The 21,589-nt window shown below is 68.7% G+C and carries 19 protein-coding genes; 16 read left to right on the forward strand and 3 right to left on the reverse strand.

Annotated features, from left to right (window positions below; translation table 11 throughout):
- Window positions 1-44: 44 nt before the first annotated feature.
- Complete coding sequence (locus PQI66_RS01695) at window positions 45-1,070, reverse strand: hypothetical protein (protein WP_339995495.1); 1,026 nt, start codon at window positions 1,068-1,070, stop codon at window positions 45-47.
- Window positions 1,071-1,073: 3 nt separating this feature from the next.
- Between PQI66_RS01695 and rimP the strand changes: the two genes are divergently transcribed.
- The 8 genes from rimP (at window position 1,074) to PQI66_RS01735 (ending at window position 10,066) form a co-directional block, all read left to right on the forward strand.
- A complete protein-coding gene (rimP, locus tag PQI66_RS01700; RefSeq protein ID WP_339995497.1) occupies window positions 1,074-1,631 on the forward strand; it encodes a ribosome maturation factor RimP in 558 nt (185 codons plus the stop codon).
- Entirely contained in the window at window positions 1,628-2,707 is a 1,080-nt protein-coding gene (nusA, locus tag PQI66_RS01705; protein WP_339995498.1) for a transcription termination factor NusA, read from the forward strand. Before rimP ends, nusA begins: the two co-directional genes overlap by 4 nt.
- Before the next feature lie 283 nt (window positions 2,708-2,990).
- The gene (locus PQI66_RS01710; protein ID WP_339995499.1) at window positions 2,991-3,392 is read left to right on the forward strand and encodes a YlxR family protein; all 402 of its coding nucleotides are present in this window, start codon (window positions 2,991-2,993) and stop codon (window positions 3,390-3,392) included.
- Window positions 3,393-3,517: 125 nt separating this feature from the next.
- Window positions 3,518-6,448, forward strand: a complete 2,931-nt coding sequence (gene infB, locus PQI66_RS01715) for a translation initiation factor IF-2 (protein ID WP_339995501.1) — start codon at window positions 3,518-3,520, stop codon at window positions 6,446-6,448.
- A 159-nt stretch (window positions 6,449-6,607) separates the two neighbouring features.
- Window positions 6,608-7,054: a 30S ribosome-binding factor RbfA gene (rbfA, locus tag PQI66_RS01720; protein ID WP_339995503.1), complete on the forward strand. Its 447-nt coding sequence runs from the start codon at window positions 6,608-6,610 to the stop codon at window positions 7,052-7,054.
- The gene (locus PQI66_RS01725) at window positions 7,051-8,391 is read left to right on the forward strand and encodes an MATE family efflux transporter (protein ID WP_339995505.1); all 1,341 of its coding nucleotides are present in this window, start codon (window positions 7,051-7,053) and stop codon (window positions 8,389-8,391) included. Before rbfA ends, PQI66_RS01725 begins: the two co-directional genes overlap by 4 nt.
- 50 nt (window positions 8,392-8,441) lie before the next feature.
- A complete protein-coding gene (locus PQI66_RS01730) occupies window positions 8,442-9,323 on the forward strand; it encodes a metallophosphoesterase family protein (RefSeq protein WP_339995506.1) in 882 nt (293 codons plus the stop codon).
- Entirely contained in the window at window positions 9,320-10,066 is a 747-nt protein-coding gene (locus tag PQI66_RS01735; RefSeq protein ID WP_339995507.1) for a 4'-phosphopantetheinyl transferase family protein, read from the forward strand. The genes PQI66_RS01730 and PQI66_RS01735 overlap by 4 nt, the downstream gene beginning before the upstream one ends.
- 1 nt (window position 10,067) lies before the next feature.
- Here the strand turns inward: PQI66_RS01735 and PQI66_RS01740 are convergent, their stop codons facing one another.
- Window positions 10,068-10,859, reverse strand: a complete 792-nt coding sequence (locus tag PQI66_RS01740) for an L-threonylcarbamoyladenylate synthase (protein WP_339995509.1) — start codon at window positions 10,857-10,859, stop codon at window positions 10,068-10,070.
- A gap of 140 nt (window positions 10,860-10,999) precedes the next feature.
- On the reverse strand, window positions 11,000-11,968 hold the full coding sequence (gene truB / locus PQI66_RS01745; protein ID WP_339995511.1) for a tRNA pseudouridine(55) synthase TruB: 969 nt from the start codon (window positions 11,966-11,968) through the stop codon (window positions 11,000-11,002).
- 46 nt (window positions 11,969-12,014) lie between these two features.
- Here truB and PQI66_RS01750 point away from each other — a divergent pair, with 46 nt between their 5' ends.
- The 8 genes from PQI66_RS01750 (at window position 12,015) to PQI66_RS01785 (ending at window position 21,568) form a co-directional block, all read left to right on the forward strand.
- Window positions 12,015-13,013 carry a bifunctional riboflavin kinase/FAD synthetase gene (locus PQI66_RS01750; RefSeq protein WP_339995513.1) on the forward strand — a complete coding sequence of 333 codons (999 nt, stop codon included), beginning with the start codon at window positions 12,015-12,017 and terminating at the stop codon, window positions 13,011-13,013.
- 111 nt (window positions 13,014-13,124) lie between these two features.
- Entirely contained in the window at window positions 13,125-13,394 is a 270-nt protein-coding gene (rpsO, locus tag PQI66_RS01755) for a 30S ribosomal protein S15 (protein ID WP_339995515.1), read from the forward strand.
- A gap of 514 nt (window positions 13,395-13,908) precedes the next feature.
- On the forward strand, window positions 13,909-16,143 hold the full coding sequence (locus PQI66_RS01760) for a polyribonucleotide nucleotidyltransferase (protein ID WP_339995989.1): 2,235 nt from the start codon (window positions 13,909-13,911) through the stop codon (window positions 16,141-16,143).
- Window positions 16,144-16,214: 71 nt separating this feature from the next.
- Complete coding sequence (gene dapB / locus PQI66_RS01765) at window positions 16,215-16,982, forward strand: 4-hydroxy-tetrahydrodipicolinate reductase (protein WP_339995517.1); 768 nt, start codon at window positions 16,215-16,217, stop codon at window positions 16,980-16,982.
- 7 nt (window positions 16,983-16,989) lie between these two features.
- Window positions 16,990-17,748 (forward strand): FAD-dependent thymidylate synthase, encoded by a 759-nt coding sequence (gene thyX, locus PQI66_RS01770; protein WP_339995519.1) that lies wholly within the window; start codon window positions 16,990-16,992, stop codon window positions 17,746-17,748.
- A gap of 66 nt (window positions 17,749-17,814) precedes the next feature.
- Window positions 17,815-18,717 carry a 4-hydroxy-tetrahydrodipicolinate synthase gene (dapA, locus tag PQI66_RS01775; protein WP_339995521.1) on the forward strand — a complete coding sequence of 301 codons (903 nt, stop codon included), beginning with the start codon at window positions 17,815-17,817 and terminating at the stop codon, window positions 18,715-18,717.
- Window positions 18,718-18,724: 7 nt separating this feature from the next.
- Window positions 18,725-20,899 (forward strand): ribonuclease J, encoded by a 2,175-nt coding sequence (locus PQI66_RS01780; protein WP_339995523.1) that lies wholly within the window; start codon window positions 18,725-18,727, stop codon window positions 20,897-20,899.
- A gap of 54 nt (window positions 20,900-20,953) precedes the next feature.
- A complete protein-coding gene (locus PQI66_RS01785; protein WP_339995525.1) occupies window positions 20,954-21,568 on the forward strand; it encodes a TIGR03085 family metal-binding protein in 615 nt (204 codons plus the stop codon).
- Window positions 21,569-21,589: the final 21 nt, after the last annotated feature.

Raw genomic sequence — 21,589 nt, forward strand, 5'->3', positions numbered from 1 at the left:
AACTCCCGGCGGGCCCTTCCCGCGTGTACCCGGGGGTCTGTCGCCTACTCGCCGCGGATGCTGACGTCAAGGGGGTCGTCACCCACGGCGTCCTCCAGGGCGGCTTCCGAGCGTGCCGCGACAGCACACAGCACGGCGGTCAGGCCGCGGTCGTCGGCACTGACGTCGTCGACCGCACGACGCAGCGACACCGTCACCGCGTGGACCGCCTCGAGCAGTACCGTCGCGGCCGACGCGGCGTCGGTGGGTGCGCTGACGCCCTCGGGCATGCGGTAACCGGCCTCCGCGGCAACACCGGAGGCGGGGGCGACGGCGTCCCGGACGGTGCGCATCCGGTCGCCGACGGTGGTGACCGTCGCGCCGTCGGCACCTGCGACGGGGAGGACGACGCCGGAGAGGAACACGGCCTGGTCGACGAGGTCGGTCACCGGTGCCAGCGCCTCCGCGGTCTGTGCGGAGACGGCCGGGTCCCCGCCGTACCCTGCGTCGATCAGGTCCTGGTCGATCGCCGACCCGCCGGCCGACCGGTCGTCCAGGGTGGCGAGTGCGGCGTGCAGCCCCGTCAACAGGACGGCACGGTCCCGCTGCCCGTCCTCGTCGGGTGCGGCGTCATCCCCGGTGTCGGCACCGTCGATGAGGTCGCGCATGTGGGTACGTACCTCGTCGACGGAGGGTGCCTCTGTGTGTTCTCCGGGGGCCGGTGCCCCGCAGTCCTGCGGCGGGTTGCCGTCGCGGTCGGTGCCGCACTGGCGGACGATCTCCGCGCTGACCGCCCGGGCCTGGTCGGCGAAGATCGCGGTGCCGCCCGCGGCCGGTGTGCCGTCGAGGGCGTCCAGCTGGTGGACGAGGGACTCGAGGCTCTCGTCGGGCCGCGGCGGCTCCGTGGAACAGGCGGTGAGCGTGCCGGCGGTGACGCAGAGCGCGGCACCGACGGCGAGGAGACGTCGGCCGGACGGTCGACGCCCCGGTGCTGCCGCGGGTGCGGTACCGGTGGAACGGGCGGCGGCGGGTGAGGTGGGGAAGGCGTGCACGGTCCCATAGTGCCATCCCGGGGCGGTGATAGGGTTCACGGCATGGCTTTCCCTTCTGAACAGGACCTTGCCGAGGTTGTCGGCCCACTCGCCGCCGCCGTCGGCCTCGATCTCGAATCGATCACCGTGACCAGGGCCGGGGCGAAGTCCGCGGTCCGCGTCGCCGTGGACGCCGACGACCGGCCCGACCTCGACCAGCTGGAGGACCTGAGCAAAGCGGTCTCCGAGGAGTTCGACGCCCGCGAGTCCTCCGGCGCGCTCAACTTCGGCCCCGGATACACCTTCGAGGTGACGACCCCGGGGCTGGACACGCCTCTGACCCAGCTGCGCCACTTCCGCCGCAACGTGGGCCGCCTCGTCACCGTCGACGGGGGGCAGGCCCGTATCGGTGCGGTGGACGGCGACGCCGACGAGGTCTGGCTGATCGTCCCCGGCGAGAAGAAGAAGGACGCCCCGCAGGTCGAGTCCCGTGGATTGGCTTCGGTGGCGGGGGCTTTGGTAGAAGTTGAGTTTTCCGAGCCCCCGGCCGATCACCGTGACCTGGTGGGCCTTGATCCCGAGAAGTACCGTGCGCTGCGAGCGCAGAAGGACGACAAGTGAAAATTGACCTGAGTGCCCTGACCGCCCTGGAGAACATCGAGCATGTGCGCAGGAGTGCGTTGCTGGGCGCGATCTCCGCCGCCCTGCTGGACTCCTACCGGGAGCTGACCAAGGTGGACGGACCGGCACGTGTGGAGATCGACCGTACCGACGGGACGGTCACCGTCCTGCGGCTGGAGCGGGACGAGGACGGACACACCACCGGCGAGTTCGACGACACCCCCGACGATTTCGGACGGGCGGCCGCCAAGGCGGTCCGTGACGCGATCCGCGGCCAGATCAACATCGCCCGGGCGGACACGAGCTACACCAAGTACGCCGACCTGGAGGGCACCGTCGTCTCCGGCGTCGTCAACCGGGACGCCCGCGCGAACGACCGGGGTATCACCGTCGTCCATCTCGGCACCGAGGCCGACGGGCAGGACGGTCTGATCCTCGCCGCCGAGCACATGCCCGGTGAGAAACTGGAGCACGGCGACCGGGTGAAGTGCTACGTCACGGCGGTCAACCGCGGCCAGCGTGGCGTCCAGATCCTGCTGTCGCGGACGCACCCGGAGCTGGTGCGCGGGTTGTTCGCCCTCGAGGTGCCCGAGGTGGCCGACGGTTCGGTGGAGATCACCGCCATCGCGCGGGAGGCCGGACACCGGTCGAAGATCGCCGTGGCGTCGACGGTCAACGGCCTCAACGCCAAGGGCGCCTGCATCGGCCCCCGCGGTCAGCGGGTCTCGGCGATCATGGAGGCCCTCGGCGGGGAGAAGATCGACATCGTCGACCATGCCGCCGATCCCGCGAGGTACGTGGGCAACGCGCTGGCCCCCTCGAAGGTCGTGCGGGTCGACGTCACCGACCACGACATGCAGATCGCGCGGGCCGTCGTGCCGGACCACCAGTTGTCCCTGGCGATCGGCAAGGAGGGGCAGAATGCGCGGCTGGCCGCGAGGCTGACCGGGTGGAAGATCGACATCCGGCCCGAGTCCGCACCGGACGGCGACCCCGCGGCGGCGGCCGGCGTCGTCGACACGGACGAGTTGGCCGCGGACGAGTCGGACGCCGACCACGGGGCCGACCGGTTCTGAGCGGTTCTGAGCGGTACTCGGCCGGGGCCCGGTCTCACACGGTTGTCATTCACCGGCCCACGGGCCGGGGGAGGTGTCGACGGCCGTCGCCGGAGCGACGCCGTCATGTCTCCGGTGCAGTTCGGACCGCAGAACGCCCACCGGTCGTCGCCCGAGTCGCAGTCACCGTCCGGGGCCCTGGGCCGGGGTGGGCCGACTCCCGTTCTCCGGGGCAGTTGGCCCCGTGGGCCTGTTGCGCGTTAGACTGAGTACCGGTCTGACGACGAGGAGAAGGAGAACACGCGTGTCTGATGGTGTTCCCGGGTCCCCGCCGGATGCAGGTCCCCAACGGACCTGCATCGCCACCCGTCAGGTGCACCCGGCGACGGCGCTGTTGCGTTGCGTCGCCGAGTGGACCACCGCAGGTGGAGGACCGGGGTCGGTACGTGTCGTCCCCGATCCCCGACGGCGTCTGCCCGGCCGTGGTGCCTGGATCACCGCGACGGTCAGTGCCTACGAGACCGCCGTCCAGCGCCGTGCTTTTGCGCGGGCGCTGAAAGTGCCTGTTGAGGCGGACACGTCTCCTGTTCTGGAGTATCTCCGGATTCCCGGTGAACACCGGGGGGACGGGGCGTCGATGTCGCAGCAGGTGCCGCATCTGACCACCAGCCCGGTGGCCGAGAAGGAAAAGGAAACCGATTACTGATGAGCGCACGATGAAGCAGCATCAGCGATGAGTGTCCATCTGACCTGGAGTCGTACGTAGTCGTCCTCGTGGAATGAAAGACCACGGGTGGCCGGCCTGCGACTCCACCATTACGAAGGAGAGCAGTGCCCGGAAAGCTACGTGTCCATGAGCTCGCTAAGCAGCTCGGAACGACAAGCAAGGAACTTCTCGCCACGCTCAAGGAGCAGGGTGAGTTCGTCAAGTCGGCGTCCTCGACGGTGGAACCGCCGGTCGTCAAGAAGATGAAGAACCATTACGGAGCGGGGGCGGAGTCCAAGAAGGACGACGCTGCGCTCCCCGACCTGAGCGGTCAGCCGACCGCCCAGGCATCCGGCTCTGCCGCATCGGCGGCGGAGCCCACCGCAGCTGCGACCGGGGCAGCCAAGCCCGGGCCGAAGCCCGGTGGCCCCAAGCCCGGGGCAGCCAAGCCCGGTGCGGCACAGTCCACGGCCGCCAAGCCCGGTGCGACCAAGCCCGGTGCAACCAAGCCCGGTCAGGCCAGTCAGGCCGCCACCCCCGGCGTGTCCCCGGCCGCCAAGCCGACGCCGGCCGAGTCTCGCCCGGCGTCACCGGCGACTGCAGCTCCGGCCGCCGACAAGGCTGCGCCGACCCCGAAGCCGCAGGGTGACCGCCCGAAGCCCGGGGCAGCCAAGCCTGCCCCCAAGCCCGCCGCGCAGGACGCGCCGTCGTCGAAGCCGGGCCCGCGGCCCGGCCCGAAGCCGGGTGCGGCGCGTACCGGTTCCAAGCCGGGGCCGAAGCCCGGTGGGCGTGCCCCCCGTGTCGCCAACAACCCCTTCTCCTCCGGCACCGAGCGCCCCACTCCTCGGCCGCAGGGTGGTCAGGGCGCCAAGTCGGACATGCCCCGTCCGGGTGGTTCGGCAGGTCGCCCCGCACCCCGTCCCGGTGGCAGTGGTGCAGCGAAGCCGGGTGGACGTCGTCCCAGCCCCGCGTCGATGCCCAGCCACCCCAGTCCCGGGCAGATGCCGGCCAAGGCCAGCACCGGTGGTGGCGGCGGCCGCGGCCGCGGTGGTCAGGGCGGTGCCGGTACCGGCGGTCCGGGTGGCCCCCGTGGCGGTCGTGGCGGTCGTCGCGGCGGTACCGCAGGAGCGTTCGGCCGTCCCGGTGGCGCACCGCGTCGTGGGCGTAAGTCGAAGCGGCAGAAGCGTAACGAGTACGAGGCGATGCAGGCTCCGAGCGTGGTCGGCGGCGTCAAGCTGCCCAACGGCAAGGGTGCGAAGATCCGCCTGCGTCGTGGCGCCTCGCTGTCCGACTTCGCCGAGAAGATCAACGCCGATCCGGCCGCACTGGTCCAGGCGATGTTCAACCTCGGCGAGATGGTCACCGCGACCGCGTCCGTGCCGGACGACACGCTGAAGCTGCTCGGTGACGAGATGGCCTACACCGTCGAGGTCGTGTCCCCGGAGGACGAGGACCGTGAGCTGCTGGAGTCGTTCGACCTGCAGTTCGGTGAGGACGTCGGCGGCCGGGAGGACCTGCAGCACCGTCCCCCGGTGGTCACCGTCATGGGTCACGTCGACCACGGTAAGACCCGTCTGCTCGACACCATCCGCAAGACCAACGTCGGTGGTGGCGAGGCCGGTGGCATCACCCAGCACATCGGTGCCTACCAGGTGCCGGTCGAGGTCAACGAGGAGGAGCGTCTGCTGACGCTGCTCGACACCCCCGGTCACGAGGCGTTCACCGCCATGCGTGCCCGTGGTGCCAAGGCCACTGACATCGCGATCCTCGTGGTCGCCGCGGATGACGGTGTCATGCCGCAGACCGTCGAGGCGATCAACCACGCCAAGGCCGCCGATGTGCCGGTCGTGGTCGCGGTGAACAAGATCGACAAGGAGGGCGCGTCCCCGGACAAGATCCGTGGTCAGCTCACCGAGTATGGTCTGGTTCCCGAGGAGTACGGCGGCGACACCATGTTCGTCGACATCTCGGCCAAGCAGGGCACGAACATCGAGAGCCTCCTCGAGGCCGTGGTGCTCACTGCCGATGCGTCGCTGGAGCTCGTCGCCAACCCCGACATGCCTGCCCAGGGTGTCGCCATCGAGGCGCACCTGGACCGCGGGCGTGGCCCGGTGGCCAACGTCATCATCCAGCGCGGTACGTTGCGCGTCGGTGACTCCATCGTCGTCGGCGACGCCCACGGTCGCGTGCGTCGCATGGTCGACGAGCACGGTGACGACGTCAAGGAGGCCGGCCCGTCGATGCCGGTGCAGGTCCTCGGCCTCACCAGCGTCTCCGGGGCAGGCGACAACCTGCTCGCCGTCGACGACGACCGCACCGCCCGGCAGATCGCCGACCAGCGCAACGCCCGCCGTCGTAACGCGATGCAGGCCCGGTCCCGCAAGCGGATCAGCCTGGAGGACCTGGACAAGGTGCTGCAGGAGACCAGCCAGCTCAACCTCATCCTCAAGGGCGACAACGCCGGCACGGTCGAGGCACTGGAGGACTCGCTGCTGCAGATCGAGGTCGACGACGAGGTCAGCCTGAATATCATCGACCGCGGTGTGGGTGCTGTCACCCAGACCAACGTCGACCTGGCTGCCGCCTCCGACGCGATCATCATCGGTTTCAACGTCCGCGCGGAGGGCAAGGCCACCGAGGTCGCCAACTCCGAGGGTGTCGAGATCCGTTACTACTCGGTCATCTACGACGCCATCGACGAGGTCGAGCAGGCTCTCAAGGGCATGCTCAAGCCGGTCTACGAGGAGCGGGAGATCGGCACCGCCGAGATCCGCCAGCTGTTCAAGGCATCGGCCGTCGGCCTCATCGCCGGTTCGATGGTGCAGACGGGCAAGATGCGCCGCAACGCGCAGATCCGCCTGGTCCGCGACGGCAACGTCGTCACGGAGAAGGCCACCATCGAGTCGCTGCGTCGCGAGAAGGACGACGTGACCGAGGTCAGCCACGGCTACGAGTGCGGTATGGTCCTGTCCTACCCGGACATCCAGGTCGGCGACGTCATCCAGGCGTACGAACTGGTCGAGGTTCCGCGTGACCAGGTGAAGAAGGACAGCTAGACCACGTCCGTCCGGCACTGACACCCCGCTGGCGCGGTGACGTCCCAGAGACGTCCCCCTGCCACCGGGGTGTCACTGTGTCTGCGACTAGAATCACCGTCGAGACGTCCGGAGTCCCGCACCGGGACCCACACCAACACTGGAGAAGGGGTGCCACCGATGGCAGACCACGCCCGCGCCGCCCGTATGGCCAAGCGCATCATGACCATTGTCGCGTCGGCGATCGAGCGCGACGTGAAGGACCCGCGGCTGGAGTTCGTCACCGTGACGGACTGCCGGGTCACCGGTGACCTGCACGACGCCACGGTGTTCTACACCGTCCGCGGGCGCACCGTGGAGGAGGAGCCCGACACCGCCGCCGCGGCGGAGGCTCTCCACCGCGCTCGCGGGCAGCTCCGGAAGATCGTCGGCGATCAGCTCTCGGTGCGGTTCACCCCGACGCTGCGGTTCGAGCTGGACACGGTTCCGGAGGCGTCCGCCCACCTGGAGGAGCTGCTGGCCAAGGCCCGCGACATCGATTCGAGGGTCCGCGCCCAGGCTGAGGGGGCCACCCCGGCGGGGGAGGCGGATCCGTACCGCGCACCCGCGGACGAGACAGAGGAGTGAGTCCGACACCTCCTGTCGGCGTGAGGGCGGACACCCGGACCATTCTCGGTCTGGCGTGGCCCGCCCTCGCGGTTTTGGCGGCCACGCCGCTCTACCTGCTGTGGGACACGGCGGTGGTCGGACGGCTCGGGGCATCCGAGCTTGCCGCGCTGGCGGCCGGGGCCACGGTGCTGGCCCAGGTCACCGTGCAGTTGACGTTCCTGTCCTACGGGACGACGGCCCGGGCGGCGCGGAAGTACGGTGCCGGCGACACACCCGGCGCGGTCGCCGAGGGGATTCAGGCGTCGTGGGTGGCCCTCGGTGTCGGCACCGTGCTCGCCGTGCTTGTCGCGGTGTTCGCGACACCGGTCACCGGATGGTTGACGGGTGCGTCCGCCGCCGGCGGTACGGTGGTCGCCGAGGAGGCGGCGTCCTGGCTGCGGGTGACGTCCCTCTCGGTGGTCCCGGCACTGCTGACCATGGCCGGCAACGGCTGGTTGCGGGGTGTGGCGAACACCCGGGCACCGCTGTACTTCACCGTGGCCGGGGTCGTGCCGATGGTGGTCACCGTCCCGTGGGCGGTGGACCGTTACGGGCTGGTCGGTTCGGCGTACGCCAATGTGCTCGGCGAGGTCATCACGGCGGCCTGTTTCGTGGTGGCGGTCGTGGTGACCTGGCGCAGGGTCGGCGACGGCCGGTCGGTGCGGCCGCGGTGGGAGGTCATCCGGCCCCAGCTGTCGATGGGGCGTGACCTGATCCTGCGGTCGATGAGTTTCCAGGTCGCGTTCGTGTCGGCGGCTGCGGTGGCCGGCCGGATGGGGGAGTCCTCGCTGGCGGCGCATCAGGTGATGCTGCAGCTGTGGAACTTCCTGACCCTGGTGCTCGACTCGGTGGCGGTGGCAGCGCAGGCACTCGTCGGCGCAGCCCTGGGGTCGGCGTCGGTGGGGTCTGCATGGCGGGTGGGGAACCGCGTCCTGCGCTTCTCGGTGGGCGCCGGACTGGTGCTCGCCGGTCTGCTCGCGGCCGGTGCCGTCGCGGTCCCGGCCATCTTCACCAGTGACCCCGCCGTGCTGGAGACCATGCGGGGACCGTGGTGGATCCTGGTGGCGATGGTCGGTCTCGGCGGAGTGGTCTTCGCCATCGACGGGGTGCTGCTGGGCGCCGGCGACGTGGCGTTCCTGCGGACGGCCTCGATCGTGTCGGTCCTGGTCGGCTTCCTCCCCGGTGTCTGGCTGTCGTGGATCTTCGATCTGGGGCTGACCGGGGTCTGGTGCGGGTTGCTCGCGTTCATAGTCATCCGTCTCGGCGCGGTGGTGTGGCGCTACCGGACCGGGCGGTGGACGGACGCGACCGGCTGACACTCAGTGAGGGCGTGACTGTTGTGACAAAAGTGACTAAAGTGGCCGAGATGGTGAGTGTGACTGACAGGGAGGACGCCCCCGGGACGGTGGGCGACACGACCGGGCGCACACTCTGGGCGGTGTCGGACCTGCATGTGGCGGCACAGGGAAACCGTGACCTCGTGGAGCGCACCGTGCGACCGCGGCATCCCGGCGACTGGCTTATCGTGGCCGGAGACGTCGCCGAACGGACCTCCACCATCCTCGACACCCTGCGCGACCTCTCCGAGAAGTTCGCGCAGGTGATCTGGGTTCCCGGCAACCATGAACTGTTCTCTCGGGCGTCCGACGACGTGCATGCGGCCGAGAAGTACGGTGAGCTGGTCCAGGGGTGCCAGTCCATGGGGGTGCTCACGCCGGAAGACCCGTATCCACGGTTCGCCGGCCGCACCATCGTCCCGATGTTCACTCTCTACGACCATTCCTGGCGCGACCCGCTTGTCCCGGTGGAACGTGCCCTGTCCGCCGCCGAAGGCAACGGGGTCGTCTTCACCGACCAGGTCGCGATCGCGCCCTATGTCGACGTTCCGCTCTGGTGCCAGCGTCGACTGGGTTACACTGTGCGTCGACTGTCGAAGGTGTCCGGGCCGACGGTGCTGGTCAACCACTGGCCTCTGGTGCGGGAGGTGACCGCACGGCTCCGGTTGCCGGAAGTGGCGCTGTGGTCGGGGAGCCGGCACACCCAGGACTGGCCGGTACGCTTCGGCGCCGAGACGGTGGTCTACGGACACCTGCACATCCCGGTCGTGACCGAGGTGGACGGGGTCCGGCACGTCGAGGTGTCGTTGGGCTACCCCCGGGAGCGAGAGCGCACCCTCGACCAGCGCCGTGAACGGAATCTCTGGCCGTACCCGGTGCTGACCGAACCAGCCGGAGAGGAAGCGGGATGATCATCTCAGCACCGTATGTGGCGGTGGGGTCCGGTGACACCGACCGGACCCCGGTGGTCCCACGGGACATGATCCCCGCCGAGGCCGGCCTCGTGGAGTACCATCCGGGACGGGAGATCGACCTCACCCACTACGAGGAACTCGACGACGCTGAGCGTCGCATCGTCGCCCCGGCGGTGGACTCACGCAAGGCCGAGTTCGGCGACGGACGGTGGTGTGCCCACCGGGCATTGCGGGGCCTCGGGGAGGACGGGCCGATCCTGCGCGGGGACAAGGGGATGCCCTTGTTCCCCGGTACCGTCACCGGCACCATCTCCCACACCCGTGGGCTGCGGGTCGCGCTGGTCGGCGACGCCGGACGGTGGCGCGGGCTGGGCATGGACGTCGAGGTGGCCCAGCGGTTGCCGGACGGTGTGCTGTCGGCGGTGAGTTCGCCGTCGGAACGGCGCTCACTGCAACGGGCCGCCCAGCGGGCGCCGGGGTGTTCACTGGGCACCGTGTTGTTCAGCGCGAAAGAGTCGGTGTACAAGGCGTGGTTCCCCCTGGCGGGGAGGTTCCTGGACTTCGACGAGGTAGAACTGCACCTCGATGTCCGGGCCCGGGACACCGCAGCCTCCACCGACGAGGTCGGCGGAGGCTGGCATGCCCGGATACTGTCGCAGCCCAGTCCGGTACCCACCGTCGACGGCCACTGGGTGGTCCGTGACGGCTACGTGGTGACGGTCTGCGCGATACCGCGGTAGATCAGTAGTACCCGCCCTGGCGGAAGTCCCAGGAGTTGAACTGCTCGGCGAGGATCAGGACGATCTCGTCGTTGTAGATGCCCTTGCGGATCAGGGTGGGGCAGGGGGTGATACCGCGCTCGCCGTGCTGCTCGGGGACGAGGTTGCCGGCATCGTCGACCATGGAGACCATCACGCCCTGCTCGTAGCGGGTGTCGATGTTCTTGTCGGGCTGGATGGAGGCGACGTAGTCGTTGCCCTCGATGATGAGGTCCGCCTCGCCGGCGATCTCTTCGCCGATGCCCTCGATCAGGCCGCGGTTGCCCTGGCCTGAGGGGTTGGCGGAGGAGGCGAACACCAGGCGGCGGTCCTTCTCCCAGAGTTCGCGGGCGATGTTCTCACCGGGGGTGCCGAACTTCAGGACGAAGCAGCTGGTGTTGCGGGTGTCGGAGGCCAGCTCACCGGCGCCCTCCGGCATGTACCTGTCCTGCGCCCCGTCCTTCCACGGCAGGATGCAGCCCATGAGGATGTCGCGGTCCACGCAGGTCTGGTAGAACTTCTCGATCTCGGGGGTCAGCTCGGCGAGTTCCTTGAGCTGCTCGATCGAACCGCACAGCACCACACCGGGCTTGTTGCGCTTGCGGTGCTTGACAGTGAACTTGCGCTCCAGGCCCTCACGGTCGCTCGTGGCGATGATGTAGCCGACCTTGGTCGGGGTGACCACGATGTGCCCCGGGGCGCGGAGCAGGTCGACGGCCTCCTGCTGCAGTCCGCCGTTCCACCGGATCTGGCGGGAGTTCTCGTTCTCTGCCATGTGTTCCTCTCTTGTGTCTTCACTCTGCCGTGCTGTGTCTCACTGGTCGGGAGTCACAGTCTCACACTCTGGCATTGTAGTGCACGTGTGGGCGGACCGCGGAACGGGGGGTGTACCCTGCTCCCGCTGCGTCGCCGGGCTCAGTCCATGCCGGCCGGGCGGGCGACGAAGACGCTGGCCGCGCGCCGGCCTTTCTCGGAGAGCAGGGCAATGGCCCGACCGTCGGCGGTGACGGCGGCGTAGGTGCCTGGTATGCCCGCCGGCTCCAGCCACTTGCCGAGCGCCAGCGCCACCCCCTGGTCATCGGAAATCTCGCGGACCGGGAAGCACGTCGACATGGCGTCGTCCAGGGACATCGTCAATGCCGGCGCCCTGTCGAGGTCGTCGCGTACGGCGACGAGTTCGTCCAGCGTCCGCGACGCCGACGCGGTGAAGGGCCCGGCACTCGTGCGGCGCAGGGCGCTGAGGTGGCCGCCGACGCCGAGGGTGTCGCCGACGTCACGGGCGATCGAACGGATGTAGGTGCCCGACGAGCAGTGCACGCGGATATCCGCCTCGACGACGGTGGCGCCCTCGTCCCCGGTAATCCTGACCTGGGAGACGTCAAGGTCGTGGACGGTGACGGGGCGCTCCGGCAGAACGACGTCCACCCCTTCCCGGACGAGTTCGTGGGCACGTCGGCCGTTGACCTTGATCGAACTGACACTGCTGGGACGCTGCATGATCTCACCGGTCTGCGCGGCGAACGCCGCACGGACGTCCTGGTCCGACAGGGCGGCGAGGGCGGCGTCGGGGGCGGTGGACAGGACCTCGCCCTCGACGTCGTCGGTCACCGTGGCCGCGCCGAAACGTACGGTGGCCTCGTAGCGCTTGTCGTGGGTCACGACGTGGGCCAGGAACTTCGTGCCCCGCTCGATGCCGACGACCAGCACACCGGTGGCCATCGGGTCCAGTGTCCCCGAGTGGCCCACCCGACGCGTGCCGAAGATGCGGCGGCACCGCGAAACCACGTCGTGACTGGTCATCCCGGCGGGCTTGTCGACGATGACGAGGCCGGACCGGGCGATGATTCCGTCGGCGTCGCCGCCGGCACGTTCTCTTCCAGACATGGAGCACAGTCTAGGTGGTCGGGTGAAGTGTCGTAGTGTGGTGTCCGTGGATATCTGGAACGGACTCGACGAGGTTCCCGCCGACCTTCAGGGAAGTGTGGTGACCATCGGTGTCTTCGACGGCGTGCACCGCGGGCACCAGACGTTGATCGACACCGCCGTGACGAAGGCGCGCCAGCTCGGTGTCCCCGCACTGATGATGACTTTCGACCCGCACCCCACGGTGATCTTCCTGCCGAAGAGTGTCCCCCCGCTGCTGGCGACGGTCGAGCAGCGCGCGGTGAGTGCGGCACGCTACGGCATCGACGCCATGGTCGTGGTCGCCTTCGACGACGAGATCATCTCGTGGAGCCCCGAGGAGTACTTCCGGAAGGTCATCCTCGACCGTTTCAAGGCGAAGGCCGTCGTCGTCGGGGACAACTTCACCTTCGGCAGCGGGGCGTCGGGCACCGCGGAGACGATGAAACAACTGGGCCGGCGCCACGGTGTGGACGTCACCGTCCACGGGCTGCTGCAGGACGGCGAGGGGGCGTCCGCCCACACGGTGTGCTCGTCCTGGATCCGGGACCGGCTCGCCCACGGTGACGTCGCCGCTGCGGCGGGTGCGATCGGACGGAACTTCACCGTCCGTGGCGTCGTCACCCGCGGGGCAGGTCGGGGAGGGGCGGCACTGGGCTTCCCGACGGCGAACCTGTACTTCCCCGACAGTCAGGCGTTGCCCGCCGACGGGGTCTACGCCGGTGACCTCCGTATTCTTCCCACCCACAAGGACCCCGTCGGCTCGACGGTCGGGGATATGCCGGTGGACGTGCACATGCCCGCGGCGATCTCGGTCGGCACCAACCCCACCTTCGGCGACGAGACCCGTAGTGTGGAGGCCTTCGTCCTCGACCATGACGCCGACCTCTACGGTCGGAAAGTCACCGTCAGCTTCATCGACCACATCCGGGGGATGGAGAGCTACGACGGGCTCGATGAACTCGTCGAGGCCATCGGCAACGACGTCGCGGCCACCCGGCGCTTGGTGCCGCGGGACCGGGGATGATAGTGTCATCCGGTCTGTGACTGTGGTTCGCGGTAGTCACGACGACCGGCATCTCCGGGTGCCGCGTCCCCCATTTTTCGCGCGGACTGAAACAACCATCAGGAGAATCACATGGCTCTGACCAAGGACCAGAAGGCCGACACCCTCAAGGAGTTCGGTGTCCACGAGACCGACACCGGATCGCCCGAGGCACAGGTCGCACTGATGACGGTGCGTATCCGTCAGCTGACCGAGCACCTCAAGTTCCACAAGCACGACCACCACTCCCGTCGTGGCCTGCTGCTGCTCGTCGGCCGTCGCAAGCGCCTGCTGAAGTACCTGCAGGAGAACAACGTCGAGCGCTACCGTTCCCTGATCGAGCGTCTCGGCCTGCGTCGCTAACGACGTCGCCGAGGTACCCCGCGAGACCGTCCGTCGACGGCCCCGCGGGGTTTTTCGTGTCCGGCGGCGCCATGTCACCCGGATGGTGTAGCATGATCTGCGGTAATTGTCCGAGAATGTCAGAAAAAGTCCGGAACAGTCCGGAACACGAGAATCCGCTCCCACCGTCGACACCGATGATCGGCACCGGGAACACAAAGACGCAGAAGGTGCACACACTAACGTGACCCCGCAGAACGAGAACGACGCCCAGGCCACGACGAAGGCCCCGGCCAAGAAGACGGCGGCGAAGAAGACCCCCGCGAAGAAGGCCCCGGCCAAGAAGACGGCGGCATCGAAGGCTCCGGCGAAGAAGGCCGCCGCCAAGTCCGCTGACCAGGCCACCACGACGAAGGCCCCCGCCAAGAAGACGGCGGCGAAGAAGGCCCCCGCCAAGAAGGCTCCGGCCCAGAAGGCGGCACCCACGAAGGCTCCCGCGGCCACCGCTCCGGCCCCGACGCACAAGGCTGAACTCATCGACGCCGAGTCCGGTATCTGGGAGTCCACCGCCACCATCGACAACGGTGACTTCGGTACCCGTACCGTCTCCTTCGAGACCGGCCTGCTGGCACGCCAGGCGGACGGTGCCGTCACCGCCTACCTCGACGACGACACGATGATGCTGTCGACGACCACGGCGTCGAAGAAGCCGAAGGAGAACCTCGACTTCTTCCCGCTCACCGTGGACGTCGAGGAGCGGATGTACGCTGCCGGCCGTATCCCCGGGAGCTTCTTCCGTCGCGAAGGCCGTCCCGGCTCCGAGGCCGTCCTGGCCTGCCGTCTGATCGACCGTCCGCTGCGCCCGACCTTCGCCAAGGGGATCCGCAACGAGGTCCAGGTCGTGGTGACGGTGATGTCCATGGACCCCGACGACATGTACGACGTGGTGGCCATCAACGCCGCCTCGGCATCGACCCAGCTCTCCGGTCTGCCGGTCTCGGGTCCGGTCGGCGGTGTCCGCATGGCGCTCGTCGTCGACGAGGGCCACCCAGAGGGGCAGTGGGTGGCGTTCCCGACCCGCCAGCAGCAGGAACAGGCCGTGTTCGAGCTCGTCGTCGCCGGTCGCGTCGTCGAGCCGGTCCGCAAGGGCCGGAGCCGCCGCAAGCCCGCCCCCGGCGAGAACGTCGCCATCATGATGGTCGAGGCAGGGGCCACCGACACGGTGGTCCAGCGCGTTGCCGAGGGGGCGCCGGCTCCGACGGAGTCCGTTGTCGCCCAGGGCATCGACGCCGCCCGCCCGTTCATCGCCGAGCTCTGCGGTGCCCAGGCCGCGCTGGCCTCCGCCGTCGACGCGCAGGCGCGCGCCTTCGAGCTCTTCCCGCCGTTCGGTGAGGACGTGTTCGCCGCGGTCGAGTCCGAGTCCGCCGACCGGTTGGCCGACATCATGTCCGTCGCCGACAAGGCCGAGCGTGACGAGGCCCTGTCCGAGGACATGGCGGCGACCGTGGAGGCCCTGGAGGCACAGTTCGAGGGGCGTGCCGCCGAGATCCGTAACGCCCACAACGAGGTCACCCGCCAGCTGGTGCGTTCGCGCATCCTCACCGACGGTTTCCGCATCGACGGTCGCGACGCGACCGCCATCCGCGACCTCGGCGTGATGATCGACCTGGTGCCCCGTGCCCACGGCTCCGCACTCTTCGAGCGTGGCGAGACCCAGATCCTCGGTGTGACTACCCTGGACATGCTCAAGATGGAGCAGACCATCGACAGCCTCGGCCCGGTGGACTCCAAGCGCTACATCCACCACTACAACTTCCCGCCGTACTCCACCGGCGAGACCGGACGCGTCGGCTCCCCGAAGCGGCGCGAGATCGGCCACGGTGCTCTCGCCGAGCGCGCCCTGCTGCCGGTGATCCCCTCCCGCGACGAGTTCCCCTACACCATCCGCCAGGTTTCGGAGGCGTTGAGCTCCAACGGCTCCACCTCCATGGGCTCGGTGTGTGCCTCCACGTTGTCGTTGTACAACGCGGGTGTCCCGCTCAAGGCCCCGGTGGCAGGTATCGCCATGGGCCTGGTCACCGGTGAGGTCGACGGCAAGGAAAGCTACGTCACCCTGACCGACATCCTCGGTGCGGAGGACGCCTTCGGTGACATGGACTTCAAGGTCGCCGGCACCGCCGACTACGTCACCGCCCTGCAGCTGGACACGAAGGTCGACGGCATCCCCACCGAGGTCCTGGTCGACGCGCTGGCACAGGCACGCGGCGCCCGCCTGGAGATCCTCTCCACGATGGGCGAGGCCGTCGCCGGCCCGGAGGAGATGAGCGAGTTCGCCCCGCGCATCACCACCGTCACCGTCCCGCAGAACAAGATCGGTGAGCTCATCGGCCCGAAGGGCAAGACGATCAACCAGATCACCGAGGAGACAGGTGCCAACATCTCCATCGAGGACGACGGCACCGTGTTCATCTCCGCCGCGGACGGCAAAGCGGCGGAGGCGGCGGTGGACAAGGTGAATTCCATCGCCAACCCGCAGCTGCCGAAGGTCGGCGACCGCTACCTGGGCACCGTGGTGAAGACCACCGCGTTCGGCGCGTTCGTCTCGCTGCTGCCGGGCCGCGACGGCCTGATCCACATCTCGAACCTCGGCGGCGACCGCCGGGTCGAGAAGGTCGAGGACGAGGTCTCAGTGGGTCAGTCACTCGAGGTCGAGATCGCCGACATCGACAACCGCGGGAAGATCTCGCTGGTCCTCGTCGACGCCAGCTGACGTCCGACGACCACCCCCTGCCGCGCGCCGGCAGTCGCCCCACCACCGGAATGATTCAGGAGTAGATGCACATGACGAAGGTCGGAGTCCTCGGAGCGCACGGCAGGGTCGGCACGGCCGTCGTCGCCGCGGTGGAGAAGACGGACGGACTCGAACTGTCCGCAGCCCTCGACCACGGTGACGACCTCACCGCGCTGGTCGACAGCGGAACCGATGTCGTGGTCGACTTCACCGTCCCCGACGCCGTCATGGGCAACCTGGAGTTCTGCGTCTCCCACGGCATCCACGCCGTGGTCGGCACGACCGGATGGACACCGGAGCGTTACGACACCGTGCGCGGCTGGCTCGCGGACAGCCCGTCGACCGGTGTACTCGTGGCACCGAACTTCGCCATCTCCGCGGTGCTCACCATGAAGCTCGCCGAGATCGCCGCGCCGTACTTCGACTCGGCCGAGGTCATCGAGCTGCACCACCCCAACAAGAAGGACGCACCGTCCGGAACGGCGGTGCACACCGCCGAGGGCATCGCCCGCGCACGCCGGGCGGCGGGGCTCGGCGCACAGCCCGACGCCACCGACCAGTCACTCGACGGCGCCCGGGGCGCCGATGTCGACGGTGTCCCGGTGCACGCCGTGCGGATGACCGGGATGGTCGCCCACGAGCAGGTGATCTTCGGGGCGGCGGGTCAGACCCTGACCATCAAGCAGGATTCCTACGACCGGGAGTCCTTCGTTCCGGGCGTGCTGCTGGGCGTCGACAAGATCGCGTCCGCACCGGGGCTGACGGTCGGCCTGGAGAAGTTCCTCGGGCTCGACACCCTCGGCACCCCGGCGGAGTAGGACGCCGATGCCCGCCACGTCCTCGTTCTCCGCCCGACTGATCTCCCAGACGACGTTCCTGCCTCCGGACGACGTCCCGTGGGAGCCCTCGCCGGTGGGCGGCGACGCCTCGAACCTCGTCGAGTTCGCCGGTCGGGCCTGCTACGAGACCTGGGACCGTCCCAATCCGCACACCGCGGACAACGACGCCTATGTCCGGCACATCCTCGACGTCGGTCACCTCAGTCTCCTCGAACACGCCTCGGCAGGGGTCTACCTGCGGGGCGTGTCGCGGTCGTGCGCCCATGAGATCATGCGGCACCGCCATTTCTCCTTCAGCCAGCTGTCCCAGCGCTATGTGCCACCGGGACAGTCGGAGATCGTGGTCCCCGACGCCGTCGCCGCAGACCCGGAGATCGCCGAGCTGCTGCTCCACGCCACGGACGTGGCGCGGGACGCCTACGAGGAGTTGCTGGAGGCCCTGGAGGCACGGTCGGGCGCCGAGGCGAACTCGGTCCTGCGCGCCAAGCAGTCGCGGCAGGCGGCGCGGGCGGTGCTGCCGAACGCCACCGAGACCCGGTTCGTGATGACGGGCAACATGCGCTCGTGGCGTCACTTCATCGGGATGCGGGCCGCCGAGCACGCCGACCCGGAGATCCGACGTGTCGCGGTGACCTGCCTCGGCCTGCTCCGCGGGGTCAGCCCGGAGATCTTCGACGATTTCACGGTCACCGAACTGCGCGACGGCACCATGATGGCGACCAGCCCTTACGTCGCGGACATCTGACTCCTCCGGCGCGTCGACGGGGGTCCTGGTACACATCAGGGTCCGTGGGCGGTAACCTATGCTGACATGAGCACAGGTATGACAGCGACAAGAGGAGCCGAGTTCTTCGGCACGGTCTCTGTGGCGATGGTGACGCCCTTCACGAAGGACGGCAGCATCGACCTGGACGCCGGTGTATCCCTGGCGGGACACCTGGTGGACCAGGGTTGCGACGCTCTTGTTCTGAGCGGCACCACGGGTGAATCGCCCACGGTCCGTCCCTCAGAGAAGATCGACCTGCTCAAGGCGGTCCGCGCGGAGCTCGGTGACAAGGTCACTCTCGTCGCCGGCAGCGGTACCTACAGCACCGCGGAATCCGTGGAGCTGTCGAAAGCATCGGCTGCCGCCGGTGCGGACGGCCTGCTCGTGGTCACCCCGTACTACTCCCGACCGAGTCAGGAAGGGCTCTACCGGCATTTCACCACTGTGGCGGATGCGGTGGACACCCCGATCTGCCTCTACGACATTCCGTCCCGGTCGGTCGTTCCGATCGAGTCTGACACTCTCCGTCGGCTCGCTGACCACCCGAACATCCGGGCCGTCAAGGACGCCAAGGGCGACCTCCCCGCTGCGATGCAGCTAATGGAGGAGACGGAACTCGCGTGGTACTCCGGGGATGACCCGTTGAACGTGCCGTGGTTGGCTGTCGGTGCCACCGGCATGATCTCCGTTATCGGACATGTCGCGGCCCCGCAGCTGCGCGCACTCCGCGACGCCGTCGACGCCGGTGACATCACCGGCGCACGGTCGATCGCCAACCGCCTGATTCCGCTGACCCGGGCACAGGCCCGGCTCGGTGGCGTGGCATTTGCCAAGGCGGCACTCACACTTCAAGGAATTGAGGTGGGCGCCCCGCGCCTGCCCATCATCGAACCCACGTCGGACGAGATCGACCGACTGGCAGAAGACCTGCGACTCGCAGGAGTATAAGGACACTATGACTGAGAACCGTTCCCGGGCACGCAAGGTGACCCGGAAGGCGGCGCCGCCGAGCGCCGACACCAGCGCCGCGGACGTGACCGCCACCTTCAACGACGGCGGGCAGGCCAGCGCCGCAGCCTCCGAAGCGCAGCAGGTCCCGGAGAGCGCCGGTACCTCCGGTGCGGAGGACACCGCAGCAGAATCGGGCGCCGGCAAAAATGCTGACAAGGGCTCCGGCAACAACGCCGGGAACGGCAACCGTTCCCGGTCGCGCCGGTCCCGCGGTCGTGGCAACAACGGCGGCAACGGCAACAACTCCGGCAACAGCCGTAACCGTGGTGGTCGCAACCAGGGCAACCAGGGCAACCAGGGTGGGAACAGCAACCGCGGCAACCGCAGCAACCAGGGCGGCGGTGACCGTCGCCGCAATGCCGTGCAGACCATGCAGGGAGCCGACCTCACCCAGCGGCTCCCGAAGCCGCCGAAGGCCCCCAAGGACGGTCTGCGGATCATCGCCCTGGGCGGTATCTCCGAGATCGGCCGCAACATGACGGTCTTCGAGTACCACAACCGCATCATCATCATCGACTGCGGCGTGCTCTTCCCGTCCTCCGGTGAGCCCGGCGTGGACCTGATCCTGCCTGACTTCTCCTACCTGGACGACAAGTGGGACCGGGTGGAGGCCCTGGTGGTCACCCACGGACACGAGGACCACATCGGCGCCATCCCGTGGCTGCTCAAGCAGCGCGCGGACATCCCGATCATCGGCTCGCGCTTCACCTGCGCACTGATCGCCGCGAAGTGCCAGGAGCACCGCCTGCGCCCGAAGCTCATCGAGGTCGACGACACGTCCCACGAGAGCCGTGGACCGTTCGACATCCGTTTCTTCAACGTCGGCCACTCCATCCCGGAGTGCCTCGGCATCGCCCTGAAGACCGGTGCCGGTCTCGTCGTGCACACCGGTGACGTCAAGCTGGACCAGACCCCGGCAGACGGTCGGCCGACGGATCTCCCGGCCCTGTCGCGGTTCGGCGACGAAGGCATCGACCTCTTCCTGTGCGATTCGACCAATGCCACGACCCCGGGTGTATCGCCGTCGGAGGCCGCGATCGGACCGAACCTCCGCCGGATCGTGACCGAGGCCAAGCAGCGCGTGATCATCGCGTCCTTCGCCTCGAACGTCGCCCGCGTGCAGATGGCCGTCGACGCCGCTGTGGCCGCCGGTCGCAAGGTCGCCTTCAACGGTCGTTCGATGATCCGCAACATGGAGATCGCCGAGCGCCTCGGCCTGCTGACCGCCCCGCGCGGCACGATCGTCTCGATGGACGAGGCCAGCCGCATGGCGCCGCACAAGGTCGTCCTGATCACCACGGGTACCCAGGGCGAGCCGATGGCCGCACTGTCGCGCATGGCCCGCCGTGAGCACCGTCAGATCACGGTGCGCCCCGGCGATTTGATCGTCCTGTCGTCGTCGCTGGTCCCCGGCAACGAGGAGGCGGTGTTCGGTGTGATCAACATGCTGTCCCAGATCGGCGCCGAGGTCATCACCGGCAAGGACGCGATGGTGCACACCTCCGGTCACGGCTACTCCGGCGAACTGCTGTTCCTCTACAACGCCGCCCGCCCGCGCAACGCCATGCCGGTGCACGGTGAGTGGCGTCACCTGCGCGCCAACCGCGAGCTGGCGATCTCCACCGGCGTCGCGCGTGACCACACCGTGCTGGCGCAGAACGGCGTCGTCGTCGATCTCGCCAACGGCCAGGCCTCCGTGGTCGGGCAGATCCCGGTCGGCAACCTCTACGTCGACGGCGTCACCATGGGCGACGTGGGAGCCGAGGAGCTCGAGGACCGCACCGCGATGTCCGAGGGCGGTCTGATCTCGGTGACGGTCGTCATCGACAACCGCACCGGTCGCCCGTTGGAGGATCCGCAGGTCCAGGCCCGTGGCTTCTCGGACGCGTCCAAGGACATGATGCGCCAGGTCGCCGAACTCGTCGACAACGTCATGCTGGACCAGTCCGGTCAGGGCGAGAGCGACCCCTACCGGATGGCACAGACCCTGCGTCGCAAGGTCGCCAAGTTCGTCAAGGACAAGTGGAAGCGTGAGCCGTTCATCGTGCCGACCGTGGTCCCGATGACCAGCGAGATCGTTGAAGAGCTCGACCCGGAGGACCACGTTCCTTCCCTGTGACGGATCAGGCCGACTGCTGACGGTCCGCCAGGGCCCGGCGTAGCATCGGGAGACATGACTGTCTCTCACGATGAACGCCAGGCACTGGCGGACCTTCTGCTGTCTCTGGGGCCGGACGAACCCACCTTGTGCGAGGGGTGGATGACGCGTGACATGGCGATTCACCTGGTGCTGCGTGAGTACCGTCCCGATGCGATGGCGGGGATGTTCCTGGCCCCGTTGGAAGGCCACCTCGAGTCACTGACTCGGAGCTACGCCGGTCGTGACTACGGTCGGCTGGTGGAGTACTACCGCGCCGGCCCGCCGGTCTGGAACCCGATGCGGCTGGGCGACCGGTTCATCAACCTCGGCGAGAATTTCGTGCACCATGAGGACGTCCGCCGTGGGGGAGGGGAGTGGGAGCCCCGGGATCTCCCGCAAGCTACCCGGGACACCCTGTGGGGTGCGGTCAGGCAGATGGCGCGCGGGCTTATCCGGGGTTCCGGGGTTGCTGTCACCCTGGTACGGACCGACGGGAGCGGGGAGTCCGTGACACTGGGGAACACCGCTCCGGGAGTGACCGTCACCGGTGACGCCGGCGAGCTTCTCCTGTGGATTTACGGACGGATCAAGGACTGCGACGTGACCGTGGAGGGTGACGAGGACCAGGTCCGCAGAGTCAGCCTGTAGCCGGGGATGTCGTGCGTGTCA

The sequence above is a fragment of the Corynebacterium sp. USCH3 genome (genome assembly GCF_037619475.1).
Taxonomy (GTDB): Bacteria; Actinomycetota; Actinomycetes; order Mycobacteriales; family Mycobacteriaceae; genus Corynebacterium.